Annotated in this window: 21 protein-coding genes and 1 pseudogene; 4 read left to right on the top strand and 18 right to left on the bottom strand. The window is 68.4% G+C overall.

Annotated features, from left to right (window positions below):
* Position 1 precedes the first annotated feature (1 nt).
* Genes hisI through hisD form a run of 9 tightly spaced genes read right to left on the bottom strand, consistent with a single transcriptional unit; the run spans position 2 to position 6,769 of the window.
* Complete coding sequence (gene hisI / locus G341_RS22070) at positions 2-394, bottom strand: phosphoribosyl-AMP cyclohydrolase (RefSeq protein WP_018179721.1); 393 nt, start codon at positions 392-394, stop codon at positions 2-4.
* Positions 394-1,167, bottom strand: a complete 774-nt coding sequence (gene hisF / locus G341_RS0113700) for an imidazole glycerol phosphate synthase subunit HisF (RefSeq protein ID WP_018179720.1) — start codon at positions 1,165-1,167, stop codon at positions 394-396. Before hisF ends, hisI begins: the two co-directional genes overlap by 1 nt.
* Positions 1,164-1,979: an inositol monophosphatase family protein gene (locus G341_RS0113695; RefSeq protein WP_018179719.1), complete on the bottom strand. Its 816-nt coding sequence runs from the start codon at positions 1,977-1,979 to the stop codon at positions 1,164-1,166. The genes hisF and G341_RS0113695 overlap by 4 nt, the downstream gene beginning before the upstream one ends.
* Positions 1,976-2,716: a bifunctional 1-(5-phosphoribosyl)-5-((5-phosphoribosylamino)methylideneamino)imidazole-4-carboxamide isomerase/phosphoribosylanthranilate isomerase PriA gene (gene priA, locus G341_RS0113690; RefSeq protein WP_018179718.1), complete on the bottom strand. Its 741-nt coding sequence runs from the start codon at positions 2,714-2,716 to the stop codon at positions 1,976-1,978. Before priA ends, G341_RS0113695 begins: the two co-directional genes overlap by 4 nt.
* 5 nt (positions 2,717-2,721) lie before the next feature.
* Entirely contained in the window at positions 2,722-3,003 is a 282-nt protein-coding gene (locus G341_RS0113685; RefSeq protein ID WP_018179717.1) for a hypothetical protein, read from the bottom strand.
* Positions 3,000-3,632: an imidazole glycerol phosphate synthase subunit HisH gene (hisH, locus tag G341_RS0113680; RefSeq protein WP_026303660.1), complete on the bottom strand. Its 633-nt coding sequence runs from the start codon at positions 3,630-3,632 to the stop codon at positions 3,000-3,002. Before hisH ends, G341_RS0113685 begins: the two co-directional genes overlap by 4 nt.
* A 28-nt stretch (positions 3,633-3,660) precedes the next feature.
* Positions 3,661-4,281, bottom strand: a complete 621-nt coding sequence (hisB, locus tag G341_RS0113675; RefSeq protein ID WP_018179715.1) for an imidazoleglycerol-phosphate dehydratase HisB — start codon at positions 4,279-4,281, stop codon at positions 3,661-3,663.
* On the bottom strand, positions 4,278-5,444 hold the full coding sequence (locus G341_RS0113670) for a histidinol-phosphate transaminase (protein ID WP_018179714.1): 1,167 nt from the start codon (positions 5,442-5,444) through the stop codon (positions 4,278-4,280). The genes hisB and G341_RS0113670 overlap by 4 nt, the downstream gene beginning before the upstream one ends.
* The gene (gene hisD, locus G341_RS0113665; RefSeq protein WP_018179713.1) at positions 5,441-6,769 is read right to left on the bottom strand and encodes a histidinol dehydrogenase; all 1,329 of its coding nucleotides are present in this window, start codon (positions 6,767-6,769) and stop codon (positions 5,441-5,443) included. Before hisD ends, G341_RS0113670 begins: the two co-directional genes overlap by 4 nt.
* 151 nt (positions 6,770-6,920) lie before the next feature.
* Here hisD and G341_RS0113660 point away from each other — a divergent pair, with 151 nt between their 5' ends.
* Positions 6,921-8,084 carry a serine hydrolase domain-containing protein gene (locus G341_RS0113660; protein ID WP_018179712.1) on the top strand — a complete coding sequence of 388 codons (1,164 nt, stop codon included), beginning with the start codon at positions 6,921-6,923 and terminating at the stop codon, positions 8,082-8,084.
* A 98-nt stretch (positions 8,085-8,182) separates the two neighbouring features.
* Here the strand turns inward: G341_RS0113660 and G341_RS0113655 are convergent, their stop codons facing one another.
* On the bottom strand, positions 8,183-9,235 hold the full coding sequence (locus G341_RS0113655) for an NAD(P)-dependent alcohol dehydrogenase (RefSeq protein ID WP_018179711.1): 1,053 nt from the start codon (positions 9,233-9,235) through the stop codon (positions 8,183-8,185).
* Positions 9,236-9,252: 17 nt separating this feature from the next.
* Positions 9,253-10,566 carry a glycoside hydrolase family 27 protein gene (locus tag G341_RS22065; RefSeq protein ID WP_081622536.1) on the bottom strand — a complete coding sequence of 438 codons (1,314 nt, stop codon included), beginning with the start codon at positions 10,564-10,566 and terminating at the stop codon, positions 9,253-9,255.
* 117 nt (positions 10,567-10,683) lie between these two features.
* Here G341_RS22065 and G341_RS0113645 point away from each other — a divergent pair, with 117 nt between their 5' ends.
* On the top strand, positions 10,684-11,400 hold the full coding sequence (locus G341_RS0113645; RefSeq protein WP_026303659.1) for a mycothiol-dependent nitroreductase Rv2466c family protein: 717 nt from the start codon (positions 10,684-10,686) through the stop codon (positions 11,398-11,400).
* A 15-nt stretch (positions 11,401-11,415) separates the two neighbouring features.
* Here G341_RS0113645 and G341_RS0113640 read toward each other — a convergent pair whose 3' ends face one another.
* Positions 11,416-12,027: a TetR/AcrR family transcriptional regulator gene (locus tag G341_RS0113640; RefSeq protein ID WP_026303658.1), complete on the bottom strand. Its 612-nt coding sequence runs from the start codon at positions 12,025-12,027 to the stop codon at positions 11,416-11,418.
* Between the two features lie 105 nt (positions 12,028-12,132).
* On the opposite strand from G341_RS0113640, the gene G341_RS0113635 reads away from it, so the two are divergent.
* Positions 12,133-12,786, top strand: coding sequence for a peroxiredoxin-like family protein (locus tag G341_RS0113635; protein WP_018179707.1), 654 nt, complete (start codon positions 12,133-12,135; stop codon positions 12,784-12,786).
* Positions 12,787-12,828: 42 nt separating this feature from the next.
* Here the strand turns inward: G341_RS0113635 and nadC are convergent, their stop codons facing one another.
* Genes nadC through nadA form a run of 3 tightly spaced genes read right to left on the bottom strand, consistent with a single transcriptional unit; the run spans position 12,829 to position 16,315 of the window.
* Positions 12,829-13,701, bottom strand: coding sequence for a carboxylating nicotinate-nucleotide diphosphorylase (nadC, locus tag G341_RS0113630; RefSeq protein ID WP_026303657.1), 873 nt, complete (start codon positions 13,699-13,701; stop codon positions 12,829-12,831).
* A 17-nt stretch (positions 13,702-13,718) separates the two neighbouring features.
* Complete coding sequence (locus G341_RS0113625; RefSeq protein WP_018179705.1) at positions 13,719-15,296, bottom strand: L-aspartate oxidase; 1,578 nt, start codon at positions 15,294-15,296, stop codon at positions 13,719-13,721.
* A 5-nt stretch (positions 15,297-15,301) separates the two neighbouring features.
* Positions 15,302-16,315, bottom strand: a complete 1,014-nt coding sequence (gene nadA, locus G341_RS0113620; RefSeq protein WP_018179704.1) for a quinolinate synthase NadA — start codon at positions 16,313-16,315, stop codon at positions 15,302-15,304.
* A 66-nt stretch (positions 16,316-16,381) separates the two neighbouring features.
* Between nadA and G341_RS0113615 the strand changes: the two genes are divergently transcribed.
* Complete coding sequence (locus G341_RS0113615; RefSeq protein ID WP_018179703.1) at positions 16,382-17,077, top strand: NUDIX hydrolase; 696 nt, start codon at positions 16,382-16,384, stop codon at positions 17,075-17,077.
* 30 nt (positions 17,078-17,107) lie between these two features.
* Here the strand turns inward: G341_RS0113615 and G341_RS24175 are convergent.
* The 3 genes and pseudogenes from G341_RS24175 to bioB all read right to left on the bottom strand — a co-directional run.
* Positions 17,108-17,668, bottom strand: a pseudogene (locus tag G341_RS24175) (DUF2567 domain-containing protein); the annotation flags it as partial.
* Positions 17,665-17,910, bottom strand: a complete 246-nt coding sequence (gene bsaP, locus G341_RS0113605) for a biotin synthase auxiliary protein BsaP (protein WP_018179701.1) — start codon at positions 17,908-17,910, stop codon at positions 17,665-17,667. The pseudogene G341_RS24175 and the gene bsaP, both read right to left, overlap by 4 nt.
* 33 nt (positions 17,911-17,943) lie before the next feature.
* Complete coding sequence (bioB, locus tag G341_RS0113600; RefSeq protein WP_018179700.1) at positions 17,944-18,981, bottom strand: biotin synthase BioB; 1,038 nt, start codon at positions 18,979-18,981, stop codon at positions 17,944-17,946.
* Between the last annotated feature and the right edge of the window lie 4 nt (positions 18,982-18,985).

Genomic DNA, 18,985 nt, shown 5'->3' with positions numbered 1-18,985 from the left:
CTCAGCCCTCTCTGGTTGTGTCGGGATCGGGCAGCAGCATGACGTCGACTTCCGGTCGATCGTGCTCGTCGTCGACGCCGAAACAGCTGTGCGCGTTGGTGTGGCAGGCCGGACCGGTCTGCTCGACGATGACCAGCACGGCGTCGGCGTCGCAGTCGAGGCGCACCTCGCGGACATACTGGGTGTTGCCGCTGGTCTCGCCCTTCACCCAGAGCTGCTGACGCGAGCGCGACCAGTAAGTCCCTTTGCGGGTGCGCAGCGTCAGGTCGAGGGCCTCGTCGTTCATCCACGCGACCGTCAGCACCTCGTTGGTGCCGTACTCCTGGATGACGGCGCAGATCAGTCCGTCGGCGTTGCGCTTCAGGCGGTCCGCGATCTCGGGTGCCAATGTCATCACCGCACCACGATTCCGTCGGCCCGCATGGCATCCTTCACCGCACCGATCGTCAGATCGCCGAAGTGGAACACCGACGCCGCGAGCACCGCGTCCGCCCCCTGCTGCACCGCCGGCGCGAAATCCGCGGCCTTGCCCGCGCCGCCGCTGGCGATCACCGGCACCGACACGGCCGCCCGCGCCGCGGCGATCATCTTCAAGTCGAACCCGTCCTTGGTGCCGTCGGCGTCCATCGAGTTCAGCAGGATCTCGCCCACGCCGAGTTCCTCGCCGCGCCGCGCCCATTCGATGGCGTCGATGCCGGTGCCCTTGCGGCCGCCGTGCGTGGTGACCTCCCAACCCGACGGCGTCGGTTTCTCGCCCTCCGGCACGGTGCGGGCGTCCACCGACAGCACGATGCACTGCGACCCGAACCGATTACTCATCTCCCGCAAGACGTCCGGTCGCGCGATGGCCGCCGTGTTGACGCCCACCTTGTCGGCGCCGGCGCGCAGCAGGATGTCCACGTCGTCGACCGTCCGCACGCCGCCGCCGACGGTCAACGGGATGAAGACCTGGTCGGCCGTGTGCTTGACCACCTCGAGCATGGTCGCGCGGCCCCCGCTGGACGCGGTCACGTCCAGGAAGGTCAGCTCGTCCGCGCCCTGCTCGTCGTAGGCGGCGGCCAGCTGTACCGGGTCGCCCGCGTCACGCAGGTTCATGAAGTTGACGCCCTTGACCACCCGGCCGTCGTCGACGTCCAGGCAGGGAATCACCCGTACTGCCACTGTCATTGGGTTCTCTCCTGACTGGCCAGAATCGCGATCAGTTCCTCGTGCACACCCGGGGCGGCGGCCACCAGCGACGGCGAATTCACCGTCCACGGGTTGCCGTCGACGTCGGAGATCACGCCGCCGGCCGCGCGCACCAGGGCGGCGCCCGGCGCGTTGTCCCACGGATGACCGCCGAAAGTGATTGCTCCGCTGATGGTTCCCGCCGCGGTGTAGGCCATGTCGACACCTGTGGAGCCGAACATGCGGATCCGGGAGACTCTCCTGGACAGCTCACCGAGAACGTCCACTCGCCACTGCCCCGGGTAGCGCCCGCCGGCCGCCGCGTTGAAGGCACCGTAGCCGATCATCGAGTCCCGCAATGCCATCGGCGACAGCGTCGGCAGCGCCTCGCCGTTGCAGTAGACCGGGCCGTCGATATGCGCCTGGTAACGCAGGTTGTTGAGCGGCAACCAGGTCAGCCCGAGCACCGGCTGCCCGTCCGACACCAGCGCCAGCAGCATCCCGGTGATCTGCAGGCCGGCCGAATAGTTGAACGTGCCGTCGATCGGGTCGACGATCCAGACCGTGTCTTCGTCGACCGCCGGACCGCCGAATTCCTCGCCGTGCACTCCGATTCCGGTGCGCTCGCCCAGCTCGGCCGAGATGATGCGTTCGAGTTCGAGATCCAGCTCGGTGGCGAAGTCGCCCCCGCCGCCCTTGGTCACCGCGCTCGGCGCGCCCAGGCCGTCGATGAAGCGCTCGGTGACCGAATCCAGCACCGCGGCAGCGTCGTCCAGCAGCCGCGCGGTATCGAGATCCGGACGAACACTCACGCGCGTACCGCCGCCAGGGCCTCGGGAAGGGTGAAACGTCCGGCGTACAACGCCTTTCCGACGATCGCGCCTTCGACGCCGTACCGGGTGAGCCCGGAGATCGCGACGAGATCGTCGATCGTCGAGACGCCGCCGGAGGCCACGACCGGCGCCGATGCCTTCTCGGCGACCTCGCGCAGCAGCTCCAGGTTCGGGCCGGTCAGCGTGCCGTCCTTGGACACGTCGGTGACGACGTAGCGTGCGCAGCCGTCACGCTCGAGCCGGTCGAGCACCTCCCACAGGTCACCCCCGTCGGACACCCAGCCGCGACCGCGCAGGCGCCAGTTGCCATCGACATTCTGTACATCGAGGCCGATGGCGACCTTGTCGCCGTTCTCGGCGATGACCTTCGAGCACCATTCCGGGTTCTCCAGGGCGGCGGTGCCCAGGTTGACCCGGGTGGGACCCGCGGCCAGCGCGGCGGCCAGCGAATCGTCGTCGCGGATGCCGCCGGACAGTTCCACCTTCACATCGAGTTCGCCGATCACCTCGGCCAGCAGCTCACGGTTGCTGCCCCGGCCGAACGCGGCATCGAGGTCGACCAGGTGCACCCACTCCGCGCCGTCACGCTGCCAGGCCAGCGCGGCCTCGCGCGGCGAGCCGTAGCTGGTCTCGGTGCCGGCGGCGCCCTGAACCAGGCGGACCGCCTGGCCATCGGCGACGTCGACGGCGGGCAGGAGTTCGAGTGCGGCACCCATCGGTGTCATTCCCCTTCTGTTTTCCGAATATCGGTTTTATTTGCGCGGCGGGCCATCTCGCGGTCCACCATCTTGTTGACGATGCGGTTCGCGACGATTCCCATCACCGCGACACAGAGGACGATCGCCAGCAGCGCGACGATCAGGGCCGCCAGCGGCGACACGGTGGCGAGTCCGAGGATGATCGGGACCGAGATCAGCAGAGTCACGATCCCGGCCGAGATCGAGAGCAGCGCGATGCGGCCGATCGACGGCGGCAGATCGGCGCGATTACCGCGGCCCGTCACAGCGTCGCCACCCAGTTCTTGAGGAGCGCGGCACCGGCGTCCCCGGACTTCTCCGGGTGGAACTGCGTCGCTGATAGCGGACCGTTCTCGACGGCCGCCAGGAACCGGCCGCCGTGCTCGGCCCAGGTGAGCTTGGCCGGCGAGATCAGCTCGTCGTCCGCCAGTTCCCATGTCTGCGCGGCGTACGAGTGCACGAAATAGAACCGCGTCTCGGGGTCCATTCCGGCGAACAGCACCGAATCCTCCGGCGCCGCAACGGTATTCCAGCCCATGTGCGGCAGCACCGGTGCGTGGAGACGGTTGACCTCGCCCGGCCACTCGCCGCAGCCCTCGGTCTGCACCCCGAACTCGACGCCCCGCTCGAACAGGATCTGCATGCCGACGCAGATGCCCAGCACCGGTCGACCGCCCGCGAGCCGCTTGCCGATGATCCGGTCGCCCTGCACCGCGCGCAAGCCCGTCATGCACGCGTCGAAAGCGCCCACCCCCGGAACCACCAGGCCGTCCGCCGCCATCGCGACGTCGGCATCGGAGGTCAGCGTCACCTCGGCGCCCGTGCGCATCAGCGCGCGTTGTGCCGACCGCAGGTTCCCCGACCCATAATCGAGGATCGCCACGCTCGGAGTCATCGATCGCTCGTTTCGCTCGTCCCGCCCGTCACAGGCTGCCCTTGGTGGACGGAATGGCGCCTTCCCGGCGCGGATCCAGGCTGACCGCGGCGCGCAGCGCCCGGGCGACCGCCTTGTACTGCGCCTCCGTGATGTGGTGCGGGTCGCGACCGTAGATCGTGCGCACGTGCAGCGCGATCCGCGCGTTGATGGCCAGCGACTCGAACACGTGCCTATTGATCACGGTGTTGTACGGAACACCTGCGTCGCCGCCGCCGATCGCCGTGGTCAGCAGGTGATCGGGCTCGCCGGTGAACACGCAGTACGGCCGGCCGGACACGTCGGCGATCGCCTGCACCAGCGTCTCGTCCATCGGGATCCAGGCATCGCCGAAGCGGGTGATCCCGGCCTTGTCGCCGAGCGCATCGGCGATCGCCTGGCCGAGCACGATGGCCGTGTCCTCGACCGTGTGATGCGCCTCGATCTCGACGTCTCCCTTGGCCGCGACCTTGAGGTCGAAGCTGCCGTGCGCGCCGAACGCGGTCAGCATGTGGTCGAAAAAGCCGATGCCGGTGGAGATCTCGGTGTCGCCCCGGCCGTCGAGGTTGATCTCGACGGTGATCGACGACTCTTTCGTCGTCCGCTCGCGACGGGCGATGCGGTCGCTCATGACGTGCCTCCTGCGGTGGCGGTTGTTGGCGAGACGGCCAGGTCGGTTGCGGCAAGCTCGCCGCTCGCCTTCAGTAGTTCATCATTTTCGGCGGCCAGGCCGATGGTGGCGCGCAGGTGACCCGGGATTCCGACATCGCGGATCAGCACGCCACGGTCGAGGAACCGCTGCCAGCTCGCCGGCGCATCGGCGAAGTCACCGAACAGCAGGAAGTTCGCGTCGCTGTCGACCACCTTGTAGCCCTGCTCGGTCAGCGTCGTCGCCACCCGCTCGCGCTCGGCGATGATCGCGTCGACGCCGGCGAGGGTGTCGTCGGCGTGCCGCAGCGCCGCGCGTGCGGCGGCCTGCGTGACCACAGACAGGTGATACGGCAACCGCACCAGCAGCAACGCCTCGATCACCGCGGGCGCGGCGGCGAGGTACCCGAGCCGGCCGCCGGCGAACGCGAACGCCTTGCTCATCGTCCGCGACACGATCACCTTCGCCGGGAACTCGTCGATCAGCGTGACCGCGCTCGGCGCGGCCGAGAACTCGGCGTACGCCTCGTCCACGATCACGATCCCCGGTGCCGCCTCCACGATCCGACGCAGGTCGTCGAGCGAAATCGACTGTCCGGTCGGATTGTTCGGCGAGGTGACGAACACGACGTGCGGCCGCAGCGACGAGACCTCGGTGACCGCGTACTCGACGTCGATGGAGAAGTCGCTCGCGCGCTTCGCATCCAGCCAGAGCGTGTCCGTGCCGTCGGCGATGATCGGGTGCATCGAGTAGGACGGCACGAAGCCCAGCGCGGTCCGCCCCGGTCCGCCGAACGCCTGCAACAGCTGCTGCAGCACCTCATTGGAACCATTTGCCGCCCAGAGGTTCTCGACCGTCAGCGGCACCCCGGTGCGCGCACTCAGATACGCCGCGAGGTCGGTACGCAGCGCGACCGCGTCCCGATCCGGGTACCGATGCAGCTGCGTCGCGGCCTCGCGCACGGATTCGGCGACGTCGGCGATCAACGCCTCCGACGGCGGATGCGGGTTCTCATTGGTATTCAGCCGGACCGGCACGTCCAGCTGCGGCGCGCCATACGGCGACTTACCGACAAGTGTCTTGCGAACCGGCAACTCATCCAACGTGATTCGCGAGCCCGCTCCCTCTCGATCCGCGACGCTCACCGCGTATCACCGAACCGCACCCGAACCGCATCGCCGTGCGCGGGCAGATCCTCGGCCTTGGACAGGGTCAGCACCTCGTCCGCAACCGTCTTCAGAGCCGCCTCGTCGTAGTCGACGATGTGCACGCCCTTGAGGAACGTCTGTACCGACAGGCCCGACGCATGGCGGGCGCTGCCCGACGTCGGCAGCACGTGGTTGGACCCGGCGCAGTAGTCGCCGAGGCTCACCGGCGCGTACGGGCCGACGAAGATCGCGCCCGCGTTGCGCACCCGTGCCGCCACCACCTGGGCATCGCGCGTCTGGATCTCCAGATGCTCTGCGGCATAGGCATCCACGACCTGCAGCCCCTGCTCCAGGTCGTCCACGAGCACGATTCCCGACTGCTTGCCGTTCAGTGCTGTTGCCACGCGCTCGGCGTGTTTGGTCGCCGCGGCCTGGCGTGCCACCGCGCCGTCGACCGCATCGGCGAGCTCGACCGAATCGGTGACCAGCACCGAGGCGGCGATGTCGTCGTGTTCGGCCTGACTGATCAGGTCGGCGGCGACGTGCTCGGCGTCGGCCGACGCGTCGGCCAGGATCGCGATCTCGGTCGGGCCGGCCTCGGAATCGATTCCGACGACGCCACGGCACAACCGCTTGGCCGCGGTCACGTAGATGTTGCCGGGGCCGGTGATCATGTCGACCGGCTCCAGCCCCTGGTCGTCATCGCCATACGACAGCAGCGCCACCGCCTGGGCTCCGCCGACCGCCCACACCTCGTCGACGCCGAGCAGCGCGCACGCGGCGAGGATCGTCGGGTGCGGCCAGCCGCCGTGATCAGCCTGCGGCGGCGACGCCACCACGAGCGATTCGACGCCGGCGGTCTGCGCCGGCACGACATTCATCACGACGCTCGACGGGTAGACCGCTTTGCCGCCGGGCACATACAGGCCGACCCGCTGCACCGGGATCCACTTCTCGGTGACCGTGCCGCCGTCGTCCAGGCGGGTCACGGTGTCGGTGCGGCGCTGGTCGGCGTGCACCAGCCGGGTGCGCCGAATCGCTTCTTCCAGCGCGGCGCGCACATCGGCGTCGAGCTCATCGAGGGCTGCAGCGATCACCTCGGCCGGCACCCGCAGCTCTGGGGCCCGCACACCGTCGAACTTCTCGCTGAACTCCTGCGCCGCCGCGACACCGCGCTGCGCGACGGCGTCGACCACCGGCTTGACCGTCGGCAGCACCGAATCGATGTCGGTTCCGCCGCGTGGCAACGACCGCCGCAGGGCGGCCGAGCTGACCGCCACCCCACGCAGATCGGTGCGGGCCAGCGAGATGGTTGACGACACGACTCTCCCAGTGCTCATCGGTGCTTGCGTAACAAGGCATTGACAGCTGAACACACCCAGGATATGCGGTCCGGCCAGCGATTATCGCCACGCCCTGCCAAGCCCCGGGAAACGCAGCCGAATCCGTATGACATGGCTCACAATTGCCTTCATGACTCCCTCTGAACCGTCAGCTGTCAGCGACGCCACCGTCAGCGGCACCTGTGATCCGCGGTTCACCGCGGTCCGCGATGCCCTGGCCGCCAACATCCAGGCCGACGAGGAGGTCGGCGCCGCGATCGCGGTCGATATCGACGGTGAACTCGTCGTCGATATCTGGGGTGGTCATCGTGACATCGGCCGCACCCAGCCGTGGGAGCGCGACACCATCGTCAACGTCTGGTCGACCACCAAGGAGGTCACCGCGCTCGCCGTGCTGATGTGCGTCGACCGCGGCTTGATCGACGTTGACGCACCGGTGGCGCAGTACTGGCCGGAGTTCGCGGCCGGCGGCAAGGAGGGCATCCTGGTGCGGCATCTGATGTCGCACAGCTCGGGCGTGTCAGCCTGGGAACAGCCGTTCACGATCGACGACATGTACGACTGGACGCTCTCGACCGAGCGACTGGCGAGCCAGACGCCGTGGTGGGAGCCCGGCACCGCGTCGGGTTATCACGCGCTCAATTTCGGGCACCTGAACGGCGAGCTGGTGCGCCGGGTCACCGGCAAGTCGCTCAAGGAGTTCGTGGCAGCCGAGATCGCCGGGCCTCTCGGCGTCGACCTGCAGATCGGGGCCGCCGAGAGCGACATCGACCGGATCGCCCCTGTCATCCCGCCGCCGTCGCTCGAAGAAATGCTGGCGCACATTCCGCCGGACTCGCTGATGATCCGGACGCTCACCAGCCCGCCGATGGACGCTGAAGCGGCAAACACCCCGGCGTGGCGCGCGGCGGACATCGGCGGCGCCAATGGGCACACCAACGCCCGTGCGCTGGTGCGAACGCTGTCGCTGATCTCCCGCGGCAGTGTGGGACCGCTGTCGATGTCGGCGGGCACCATCGACCGGATCTTCGACGAGCAGACCCGTGGCCCGGATCTGGTGCTCGCAGTGCCACTGCGGTTCGGTATCGGGTTCGGGCTGCCCGAACCGGCGACGCTTCCCTACCTGCCCGACGAGCGGATCTGTTTCTGGGGCGGCTGGGGCGGGTCGCTGACGATCATGGTGCCGGACAAGAAGACCACCATCTCGTATGTGATGAACAAGATGGCGCCCGGGATCATCGGGTCCGACCGCGCCGAGACCTACACGTCGGCGATCTTCGCCGCTCTCGAGTAGATCACCTAGCTGGCGATCAGCTGGACGATCCGGCGAGGTTGAGGGTGGTCCGCGAAACCGCCTTTGTATGCGGCAGCCGTCATAACGCGGCCGGTCGTTCAGCTGGCGCCGGCTAGCGTTGCCGTGTCGATGACGAAGCGGTACCGCACGTCTGACGCGACGACCCGGTCGTAGGCCTCGTTGATCTTGTCGGCCGGGATCAGCTCGATGTCGGCGCCGAGCCCGTGCTGCGCGCAGAAGTCGAGCATCTCCTGAGTCTGCGCGATGCCGCCGATGATCGACCCGGCGAAGCTGCGCCGATTGGTCAGCAGTGCGAACGCCGGCACCTCGATCGGATGCTCCGGTGCGCCGAGCTCGACCAGCGTGCCGTCGATCGCCAGCAGCGACAGGTACCGGCCCATGTCCAGGTTGGCGGAGACCGTGTTGATGATCAGGTCGAATCCGTTGCGCAGCCGCTTGAAGACCGCCGGGTCCTCCGTCGCGTAGTAGTGCGAGGCGCCCAGCCGCAGCCCGTCCTCCATCTTCTTGAGCGACTGCGACAGCACCGTCACCTCGGCGCCCATGGCCGCAGCGATCTTCACCGCCATGTGCCCGAGGCCGCCGAGGCCGATGATGGCGACGCGCCGCCCCGGTCCCGCGTTCCAGTGCCGCAGCGGCGAGTACACGGTGATGCCGGCACAGAGCAGCGGCGCGGCCTCGTCAAGGCCGACACCCTCCGGAATCGACAGCACGAAACGCTGGTCGACGACGATGGAGGTGCTGTAGCCGCCCTGAGTCTTCTCGCCGTCCCGGCCGATCGCGTTGTACGTCCCCGTATTGCCCTGGACGCAGAACTGCTCCTCGCCCATGCGGCAGGGTTCGCACCCGCCGCACGAATCCACCATGCAGCCGACGCCGACCCGATCGCCGACCGCGAACTTCGTGACCGCCGAACCGACCTCGGTCACCGTTCCGGCGATCTCATGCCCGGGCACCACCGGGTAGTTGGTCCGGCCCCATTCGCCGCGGGCGGTGTGGATATCCGAGTGACAGATGCCGGCGTAGGCGATCGCGATCTGCACGTCGTTCGGGCCGACCGGCCGTCGCTCGATGGTGGCCGGAACCAGCGGATCGGTGGCGGACGTGGCCCAGTACGCAGATGCAGTCGTCATGCTTTCCATTATGTGCACTAACTTCCGGCAGCCGCAGAGTTCTTTTCACCGCAGCTGACGCGGTAGAGCCCCACGCTCGTCGGCGCGACGGTGACGGGTGTATCGAGTGGTTGCGGCCGTCCGGCGAGGAGGTCGGTCGCGCGGCAACCTGGCCGGACCTGTGTCGCGGGCGCATCGAGCCGCGTTGTCGCCGAGACAGATTCGGGGTTGTAGAGGGCGATCGCACGGTCGCCGTCAGCGAGGTGTCGCTGCCACACCTCGAGGTCGCCGACGCGGCCGGTTCGGCCGCCCGGTGCGGACCGATCCTGGTCGATGGCGATCACCCCCGGATCGGTGAGCAATGTCCGGGTCTGGTCGGACATCCGGCCGAGGTCGTTGCCGGCCATCAGCGGCGCACCGAGCATCGCCCACATCACCAGCTGGACTCGCCCCTGCGTATCGGGCAATTCGGCCGGAACCGGCACTGTCGCGGGGAATCCCAGCGTCGACAGCGATGTGTCGATCACCAGCATGTCGGGATCGTTGTAGTAGTCGGTATGCGCCGGTACCGATGCCGATCGTTCGACGGTGTCGCGGATCCCGGCGATCGTGTACGAGCCGTGCACATAGACCTGATCGGCGATTGCGTTGTCCCACAGCGGATAGACGTCGGCGCCGGTGCGCACGAGATCCGCGGCGCCCGACCAGTCATTCGCCGCGCCGACGGTCTCCGGCACCGCCGGATCGGCCTCCAGGCTGTTGGGGTTGATGCTGAGCACGATCGGTCGGCCGGTGTCGCGCAACGCGGTGCGCATCGTGGTGAATGCGCGCTTCATCCGATCCGCCGATGTCGGCGCGGCGCACCAGTCGTACTTGAGATAGTCGACACCCCACGACGCGAACGTCCGGGCATCCTGGGCAACATGATCGGCGCTGCCGGTCGAGCCCGGATACGCGCCGTTCACCTGCGCACACGTGCGGCCCGACGGCGACTCGTAGATCCCGAACTTCAGCCCGCGGTCGTGCAGGTACGTCCCCAGTGCGGCCATCCCGTCGGGAAAGGTGGTCGGATTTGCGCGCAGGCCGCCGTCGGCGGCGCGCGACGAATCGAACCAGCAGTCGTCGACCACGACATACCGATACCCGGCGTCCCGCATGCCGCTCGACACCAGCGCATCGGCAGCCGCGTGCACCTCGTCTTGAGTGACGCCGCAGCCGAAGGCGTTCCACGAGTTCCAGCCCATCGGCGGCGCGGTGAGCCGCACGATCCCCGAATCGGACGGGCCGCATCCCGCGAGCACGCCGACCAGCAGTGCCAGCACCGCGACCACCGTGCACATCCGACTCGTCATTGCGCCGGATGGTAGCGGCGCTGGCTGGGAACCCTGCTCAAACCGTGCGCTCTGGGGGCAACCGTGGACATATCGTGGATGGCACCTCTCACAGAGCACGGTTTGAGCGAGGAACCTATGACAGCGACATCAGTGGACTTCCATTTCGACGTGATGTGCCCGTTCGCCTATCAGACGTCCCGCTGGATCCGCGACGTTCGCGAACAGACCGGCCTCACGGTCAATTGGCGCTTCTTCAGCCTGGAGGAGATCAACCGGGTCGAGGGCAAGAAACACCCGTGGGAGCGGGACTGGTCGTACGGCTGGACGATGATGCGGATCGGTGCGCTACTGCGTCGAGAATCGATGGGCGATCTCGATGCGTGGTACGCCCGAGCCGGCCACGCCCTGCATGTCGAGGGGCTGAAGCCGCATGAGCCGGCGGTCGCCCGGCAGCTACTCCGCGAACTCGGGTTCGATCCGGCGCTGGTCGACCGAGCGGTAGCCGATCCTACGACCAACGACGAGGTGCTCGCCGACCACCGGCGAGTGGTCGACGCCGGCGGCTACGGCGTCCCGACCCTGTTCTTCCCGGCGACGAATGATTCTTCGGGCGGCCAATGCCTGTTCGGACCCGTCCTCATCGATCCGCCCACCGGCGATGCCGCGCTCCGGCTGTGGAATGCCGTCGTGGCGTGGACCGAATTCCCACACCTGTACGAGCTGCAACGGCCCAAGACCGCCGCCGACCAGCAGGCCATCACCGACGCGTTCCGGCCCTATCTGCAGGCGCGCGACTGGGTCTCGATCAACCGCGGCGAGGTGATCGAGTTCCCCGCCGGCCCAGAGGCTTGACGCGTGATCCGAGCGTCAGTGTGCGGTGCGAGAATTCGCGATCAGGGTGAGCGCTCCGTCGAGCGCCGCGCGCAACGCCCTCGGATCCCTGCGTGCCTGAGCGAGTACGAGTCCCCCTTGCAGGCTGGCCAGAGTCGACACCGCAAGCTGGTCGAGATCAGCATCGGCGCGAAGCTCACCCGAGTCGACCATGTGCCGCAGTCCGGCATGGATTGCCGACTCCCAGCGGTCGAATCCCGTTGCGAGCACGCGGCGGATGTCGTCGTCACGTTCACCGATCTGGCCGAGAAGGTTGGCGATCGGGCAGCCGCCGACTCCTCCGCGCGCCTCCTGCAGCGCGACGAGCGCGTCGGCCCAGCGCACCCATCCTTCCCAGCGGTCGAGGCCGGCAAATAACTCTTCCTGCGCATCCATCACCGCGTCATTGGTGGCCTCCGCCACTGCCCGCAACAGATCCGACTTGTCATCGAAGTAGTGATAGAGCTGGCTGCGTGATGCTGGCGCCCGCTCACCCACCGCGTCGAGGCTCGCGCTGACCGCGCCGCATTCGGCGACCACCTCGACCGCGGCCGTAACGATCCGCTGTCGCGTTTCGCGTCCCCGCGCTGTCGTCGGCGTTGTTCCCATTGACCGAGTATCCCTCGACTGGACTTGACAGTCCAGTCGAGGCATGGTGCAGTCTATCTACTGGACTATCTAGTCCACTTCCATCCGCACCAGACAGGGATCCCGATGACCACCATTCGCGAACAGTCCTCCAAGGTAAAAGAAACTGCAGCACAACAGCTTCCGTCGGATGTCCTGGAGGTCTTCGACCGGAGTATCCAGGACCTCGTCAACGAGGGCGTCTCCGGTGATGCGATCGCGGTAGGCGACGAACTGCCCGCGTTCACTCTCGATGACGCCACCGGTGGGCGCGTCAGCCTCGACCAGATCCTCGAAACCGGGCCGGCCGTGATCGTGTTCTATCGCGGTGGCTGGTGCCCGTACTGCAATCTTGCGTTGCGCACGTACCAGACGGACCTGCTGCCGCGCCTGGGGAACTTCAACGCACGATTGATCGCGATCAGCCCGCAGAGTCCCGACGAATCCCTCTCGACGGCGGAGAAGGCCGACCTCGACTTCACCGTGCTGTCCGACCCCGGCGCCCGCCTGGCATACGAGGTCGGGATCGCGTTCCGGCAACCCGATGACGTCGTGGCCGCACAGGCCGCACTCGGACTCCACCTGGCCTCCGTCAACGCCGACGGTGCACTATCGCTTCCGCGGCCGGCCGTGCTGATTGTCGACCCGGATCGGATCGTCCGCTTCGTCGATATTCAGCCCGACTACACGGCACGGACCGAGGTCCCCGACATCGTTGCGGCACTGGAGAGCCTCGGGTGAACGAAAGACACCAGGCCGAGGCGGGTCGCCGCCGGTCGACAGTCAGACATCGAGCCCCAGGTCCAGCGCCGTGACCGAGTGCGTCAGCGCGCCGACCGCGAGATAGTCGACCCCGGTGCGCGCGTAGTCGCCGGCCATCTCCAGCGACAGCCCGCCGGAGCTCTCCAGCTTGGTCTGCGGCGACCGAGTATCCCGGCGCTGCACGGCGATCTGCGTCTGCCACAGCGGAAAGTTGTCCAGCAGAACCAGTTCCGCACCCGCGGCGAGTGCTTCATCGAGCTGTTCGAGGGTGTCGACCTCCACCTCGCACTCGATATCCGGCGCCATCGCGCGCACTGCCTCCAGCGCCTTGGTCACCGAGCCGGCGGCCGCGACATGGTTGTCCTTGATGAGCGCGGCGTCGCCGAGGGCCATCCGATGGTTCTCGCCGCCACCCGCACGCACCGCATACTTCTGCAGTGCTCGTAGGCCCGGCAACGTCTTTCGGCTGTCGCGGACCTTGGCCTTCGTCTCCCCGATCGCGTCGGCCCACGCCGCGGTGGCCGTGGCGATGCCCGAGAGGTGGCAGAGCAGGTTCAGCGCGGTGCGCTCGGCGGTCAACATCCCGGTCGTCGGGCCGGTGATCGCCAGCACCACCGTGCCCGGCTCTACCCGCGTGCCATCGGCGAGCTGCTGGTCGATGGTCAGGTCCTCGCCGATCACCTCGCGGAACACCTCGACGGCGACGTCCACACCGGCAACGACGCCGGGCTGCCGGCTGACGATCCGCCCGGTGGTGCGCGCATCGGCGGGAACCGTTGCAGCCGTGGTGATATCGGGACCGAACTTGAGATCCTCGTCCAGTGCCGTGCGGATGACGCGCAACACGTCGTCGCGATCCAGGCCCGGGGCCACAGCCCCTCCGTCCAACGCCATCGTGATTTCTCCTTGGGTCAGGAAGCCCGCGACGTCGCGGTCTCCCAGGGGGTCGGGGCCAGGGCATCCGGGCCGAGCAATTGCGGTTCGCCGTCGACGGCGAGGCCGATCGGCAGGCTGCGCCGCAGCTCCTCCCGGCTGCCGCGATGATCCGACCGGGTGTGACAGCCGCGACTCTCGGTGCGGGTGATCGCGGCGAGCAGCAGCGCCCGGGCGGTGAGCGTGAGCGCCGCGTCTTCCACGGCATCGACTGTCGCGCTGCCGGATTCGGTGCTGTCGCGGGCGACGGTTCGGGACGCGTCGCGCAGGCCGATCTCGTCCCGCACCACCCCCGCATGGGTGGTCATCAGCTCCTGCAGGGCGGTCCGCGGTAGCCGAGCCCGCGTGGTGTCCGGAACCTCGGCAACGGGCCGTGCAGCCTCCTGCCGTTCGATGGCCGCCTCGCCGACCCGGGCGCCGATCACCAGACCCTCCAGCAAGCTGTTGGACGCCAACCGATTCGCGCCGTGCAGCCCGGTCCGGGCCACTTCGCCCGCGGCATAGAGGCCGCGAACCCGGGTGCGCCCCGCGGTATCCGTCACGACGCCCCCGCACTGATAATGCGCGGCCGGCGCCACCGGGATCAGGTCGACGGTCGGATCGATGTTCGCGGCGCGGCAGGACTCGGTGATCGTCGGGAAGCGCTGTGCGAAGCCCGCGATTCCGGTCGCGTCCAGATACAGGTGATCGGCGCCGAGGTGCGACATCCGATCCGCCATGGCGCGCGCCACCACATCCCGCGGCGCCAGGTCGCCGCGGGGATGCACGCCGTCGGTGACCGAGTCACCGTTGTGGTCAACGATCGTCGCGCCCTCTCCGCGCACCGCCTCGCTGATCAACGGACGTCGTCCGCGGCCGCCCTCGACGTACATCACCGTCGGATGGAACTGCAGGAATTCGAGATCGGCGACCACGGCACCGGCCCGGAGAGCAAGCGCTATGCCGTCGGCCGTCGCACCCGCGGGATTGGTGCTGCAGGCGTACAGCTGCCCCAGACCGCCCGTCGCCAGCACCACCGCCGGCGCATGGATGACGCCGAACCCGTTGCCGGACAGGGCGATGACGCCCTGCACACCGTCGCGGCCGACCACGACATCCAGTACCGGCGACCCGAACATCACCGACATCCCCGCCGAATTCAGCGCACGCTGCACCTCGGCTCCGGTGGCGTCGCCGCCCGCGTGAATGATGCGGCGGGTGCTGTGGCCACCCTCGCGGGTACGCGCCAGGTCGCCGTCGCGCCCGGTGTCGAAGACGGCGCCGAGCCCGGTCAGCGCCGATACCGCCTCCGGCCCGGCCGACACGATCGACCGGGTGGCGGCGATATCGCAGAGACCGGCCCCCGCCTCGACGGTGTCGCGGACATGCGACTCGATCGAATCGCCCTCGGGCGCAACGACGGCCACGCCGCCCTGCGCATACTGCGTCGCGGTGTCGGTCGGCCCGCCCTTGCTGAGGATGAGCACCCGGAGCCCGCGAGCCGATGCCGTGCGCGCGGCCGTGAGTCCCGCGACGCCGCCGCCGACGACCACCAGGTCCGCGTCGGCCTCCCACACGAGGACTACTCCCCGCTGCCCGGGTTGCCGATCTCGATCATTCGCTGCACGCTGCGACGACCCGCGTCGGCCATGTCGCGATCGAGCGTGACCTCGTCCTTGCCCTCCTGCAGGCAGCGCAGCAGCGCGGCCGGGGTGATCATCTTCATGTACGGGCAGGACGCGCGGTCGTTGACCGCCTGGAAGTCGATACCCGGTGCGGCCTTGCGCAACTGGTGCAGCATGCCGACCTCGGTCGCGACCAGCACCTGATTCGACGTCGCGGCCTTGGCGGCGTCGATCATTCCTCCGGTGGACAGGATGTGCACGCGGTCGGCCGGGAAGGATCCCTCGCCGGCAAGGTACAGCGCCGATGTGGCACAACCGCATTCGGGGTGGACGAACAGCTCGGCATCCGGGTGGGTGCGCGCCTGCTCGGTGAGTTCCTCGCCGTTGATGCCGGCGTGGACGTGGCATTCGCCGGCCCAGATCTGCATGTTCTCGCGACCGGTCACGCGCTTGACGTGGGCGCCGAGGAACTGGTCCGGCAGGAAGAGCACGGTCTTGTCCGGGTCGATCGACGCGACGACATCCACCGCGTTCGACGAGGTGCAGCAGATGTCGGTGAGGGCCTTCACCTCGGCGGTGGTGTTGACATACGAGACGACGACCGCGTCGGGGAAATCGGCACGCCACTCGCGCAGCTCGTCGGCGGTGATCGAGTCGGCCAGCGAGCAGCCCGCCCGGGCATCCGGGATGAGCACGCGCTTGTCCGGGCTGAGGATCTTGGCGGTCTCGGCCATGAAATGCACGCCGCAGAAGATGATCTCGTCTTCGGGCGCCGCGGCGGCGATCCGCGAGAGCGCGAGCGAGTCGCCGACGTGGTCGGCGACGTCCTGGATCTCCGGCAGCTGGTAGTTGTGCGCGAGCAGCGTCGCCCCGCGCTGCTCGGCCAGCCGCCGCACCTCGGCGGCCCACTCGGCGTCGCCGACTACGCCGCCGTACGGCGTCAGGTCTGTGTTGTCCGCGGTCACTGTCATCGTGCCGCTCCTCTCAAACTTCGGCCGTATTGGCGGCCGTCGGGTTTTCGCCTTACAATCGAAAACGTGATCCATGGTAGCACCGGGCATGAAGTCCTCGCCGCAGTGTTCCGCTACCAGCCGCTCTGCAGCTCCGATACCGCCGGGCTGTCCGTGCTGCTGTGGCAGCGCGCCCACGAGCCCGACGCCGGTCGATGGTCGCTCCCCGGCGGCATGATCGGCCCCGACGAGGCCCTCGATGCCTCGATGCGACGGCAGCTGGCCGAGAAGGTCGACCTGCGCGAGGTCGCGCACCTGGAGCAGCTGTCGGTGTTCGGCGATCCCGGTCGCGTGCCGGGGCCGCGGGTCATCGCCACCACGTATCTGGGGCTGGTTCCCGAACATGCCGACGCGAAACTGCCCGACGACACCGCCTGGCATCCGGTCAACGATCTGCCCGCGATGAGCTTCGACCACGCGACGATCGTGGCGAATGCGCGCCGCCGACTGGCCGCGAAGCTGTCGTACACCAACATCGCGTTCGGGCTCGCGCCCCCGGAGTTCCCGATGTCGGAGCTGCGCGATATCTACAGCGCCGCACTGGATTATCCGGTGGACGCGACGAATCTGCTACGGATCCTGAGTCGACGCGGCGTCGTCACCGCCACCGGCACTCTCGGCCGGCCCGGGCCCAGCGGCGGTCGGCCGCCCGCCCTCTACCGGTTCACCGAGTCGCGCATGCGCGTCACCGACGAGTTCGCCACCCTGCGACCGCCACCCTGATCCGGCCAACGTCGGATCGCGTTGCGCCACTGCGACGATGACCAATGTCAGCAATGCAACCAGCGGTGCGATCAGCAGAATCGCCAGGCCCATGGAGATCGTGACGCCCAGGTGCGCCTTGGCGCCGTCGATATACGGCGACGGTGCGGACATGTAGTAATGCCCGGGCTCCGTGCTCCCCCGCCCCGGAAACCGTGCCTGCGCAATGCCTTCACCGACCACGGCACCGACGGCCGAACCCGCGAGCGCCAGCACCGCTGTGGCGATCACGCCGGTTCCGCCGCGGATCGACCGGGCCTGCCAGATCCCGAGGGCAACGACGACGCCGAAGACGATCGACAACGCCGCGAACATGCCGAGTGCGTCGAATCGCAGTGGCGCCTCCGAGACGAGATCGCCGGCGGCGTCGGGCTTGATGACGAAGCCGCGCACACCCGGGACGAGCAGCCCCCAGATCACGCCGAGTACGGCGCCGCCGACCAGGGTGCCGACCAAGCAGATCGCAGTTGCGCGGCGACGCGCATCGATCGACGGCGGCGCCTGCGGCACCGCAGGGCCGTTGGCCGCGAACGACGGATCCGTGACGGTCATCGGTAGTCCGGCAGCTCCGTCGAATCGACGTCACCGTGCCGCGAGCAGCGCGCCCGCCAACCGTCGGGACGCACCTGAACCACCATCCGGCGGCCGCACTGGCCGCAGTACCGCGGCGGCTCCAGACCGAGCTGCGCGGTCCACGGCACCGCGGCCGCGTCCTGCACCTCCAGCTCGATGCCGGTGTACACGCCGAACTTCATCGGCTCGGCCAGCGGGCCGGGAACGATGAAGTCGGTCATGACAGAAACACCAGCCATCAGTCCGCTTGTCATTCAGAGGGTTTCGTTGAGCGCCTTGATCGGCATCTGCAGGTCGACCAGCAGATCCAGATCGGCCTCGGCCGGACGGCCGAGCGTGGTCAGGTAGTTGCCGACGATGACGGCGTTGATACCGCCGAGGATGCCCTGCTTGGCACCGAGGTCGCCGAGGGTGATCTCTCGGCCACCGGCGAAGCGCAGGATGGTGCGCGGCAACGCCAACCGGAACGCGGCGACGGCCTTGAGGGCCTCGCTCGGCTCCAGCACCTCGAGATCGCCGAACGGCGTGCCCGGGCGCGGGTTGAGGAAGTTCAGCGGCACCTCGTCCGGCTCCAGCTCGGCCAGGTTCGCAGCGAATTCCGCACGCTGCTCCAGGCTTTCGCCCATGCCGAGGATGCCGCCGCAGCAGACCTCCATGCCGGCCTCGCGGACCATCTTCAGCGTGTCCCAGCGCTCTTCATAGCTGTGCGTGGTGACGACATTCGGGAAATGCGACTTCGCGGTCTCGAGGTTGTGGTTGTAGCGGTGCACGCCCATCGCCTTGAGCTCGTCCACCTGCTCCTGCGTGAGCATGCCGAGACTGCAGGCGATCTGGATGTCGACCTCGTTGCGGATCGCCTCGATGCCGGCGGCGACCTGGCTCATCAGCCGCTTGTCCGGGCCGCGCACGGCGGCGACGATGCAGAACTCGGTCGCGCCGGTCTTGGCCGTCTGCTTGGCGGCTTCGACGAGCGACGGGATGTCGATCCAGGCACTGCGCACCGGCGACTCGAACAGGCCGGACTGCGAACAGAAGTGGCAGTCCTCCGGGCAGCCGCCGGTCTTCAGCGAGATGATGCCCTCGACCTCGACCTCGGGGCCGCACCACCGCATCCGGACATCGTGTGCCAGCTGCAACGCCTCCTCGAGACGATCGTCGGACAGCTGCAGCACCGCGAGGGTCTGCTCCTGCGTCAGCCCGACGCCGCGCTCGAGCACCTGCTCGCGGGCGACGGCCAGGATGTCGGTCTCGTCGATGGTGGCGGTGCCACCGGTGGTGTGGGCCTCGGTCATGGTT

The organism is Jongsikchunia kroppenstedtii DSM 45133 (genome assembly GCF_000380485.1).
GTDB classification, from domain to species: Bacteria; Actinomycetota; Actinomycetes; order Mycobacteriales; family Mycobacteriaceae; genus Jongsikchunia; species Jongsikchunia kroppenstedtii.
Note: the sequence above shows the minus strand (reverse complement) of the source record. Positions and strands in the feature narration are given on the sequence as shown.

Coding starts and splice junctions, on each gene's coding strand:
- hisI (WP_018179721.1), bottom strand. CDS start 394: ATGACATTGGCACCCGAGATCGCGGACCGCCTGAAGCGCAACGCCGAC.
- hisF (WP_018179720.1), bottom strand. CDS start 1,167: ATGACAGTGGCAGTACGGGTGATTCCCTGCCTGGACGTCGACGACGGC.
- priA (WP_018179718.1), bottom strand. CDS start 2,716: ATGGGTGCCGCACTCGAACTCCTGCCCGCCGTCGACGTCGCCGATGGC.
- hisH (WP_026303660.1), bottom strand. CDS start 3,632: ATGACTCCGAGCGTGGCGATCCTCGATTATGGGTCGGGGAACCTGCGG.
- hisB (WP_018179715.1), bottom strand. CDS start 4,281: ATGAGCGACCGCATCGCCCGTCGCGAGCGGACGACGAAAGAGTCGTCG.
- G341_RS0113660 (WP_018179712.1), top strand. CDS start 6,921: ATGACTCCCTCTGAACCGTCAGCTGTCAGCGACGCCACCGTCAGCGGC.
- G341_RS0113655 (WP_018179711.1), bottom strand. CDS start 9,235: ATGACGACTGCATCTGCGTACTGGGCCACGTCCGCCACCGATCCGCTG.
- G341_RS22065 (WP_081622536.1), bottom strand. CDS start 10,566: ATGACGAGTCGGATGTGCACGGTGGTCGCGGTGCTGGCACTGCTGGTC.
- G341_RS0113645 (WP_026303659.1), top strand. CDS start 10,684: ATGACAGCGACATCAGTGGACTTCCATTTCGACGTGATGTGCCCGTTC.
- G341_RS0113640 (WP_026303658.1), bottom strand. CDS start 12,027: ATGGGAACAACGCCGACGACAGCGCGGGGACGCGAAACGCGACAGCGG.
- G341_RS0113635 (WP_018179707.1), top strand. CDS start 12,133: ATGACCACCATTCGCGAACAGTCCTCCAAGGTAAAAGAAACTGCAGCA.
- nadC (WP_026303657.1), bottom strand. CDS start 13,701: ATGGCGTTGGACGGAGGGGCTGTGGCCCCGGGCCTGGATCGCGACGAC.
- nadA (WP_018179704.1), bottom strand. CDS start 16,315: ATGACAGTGACCGCGGACAACACAGACCTGACGCCGTACGGCGGCGTA.
- bsaP (WP_018179701.1), bottom strand. CDS start 17,910: ATGACCGACTTCATCGTTCCCGGCCCGCTGGCCGAGCCGATGAAGTTC.
- bioB (WP_018179700.1), bottom strand. CDS start 18,981: ATGACCGAGGCCCACACCACCGGTGGCACCGCCACCATCGACGAGACC.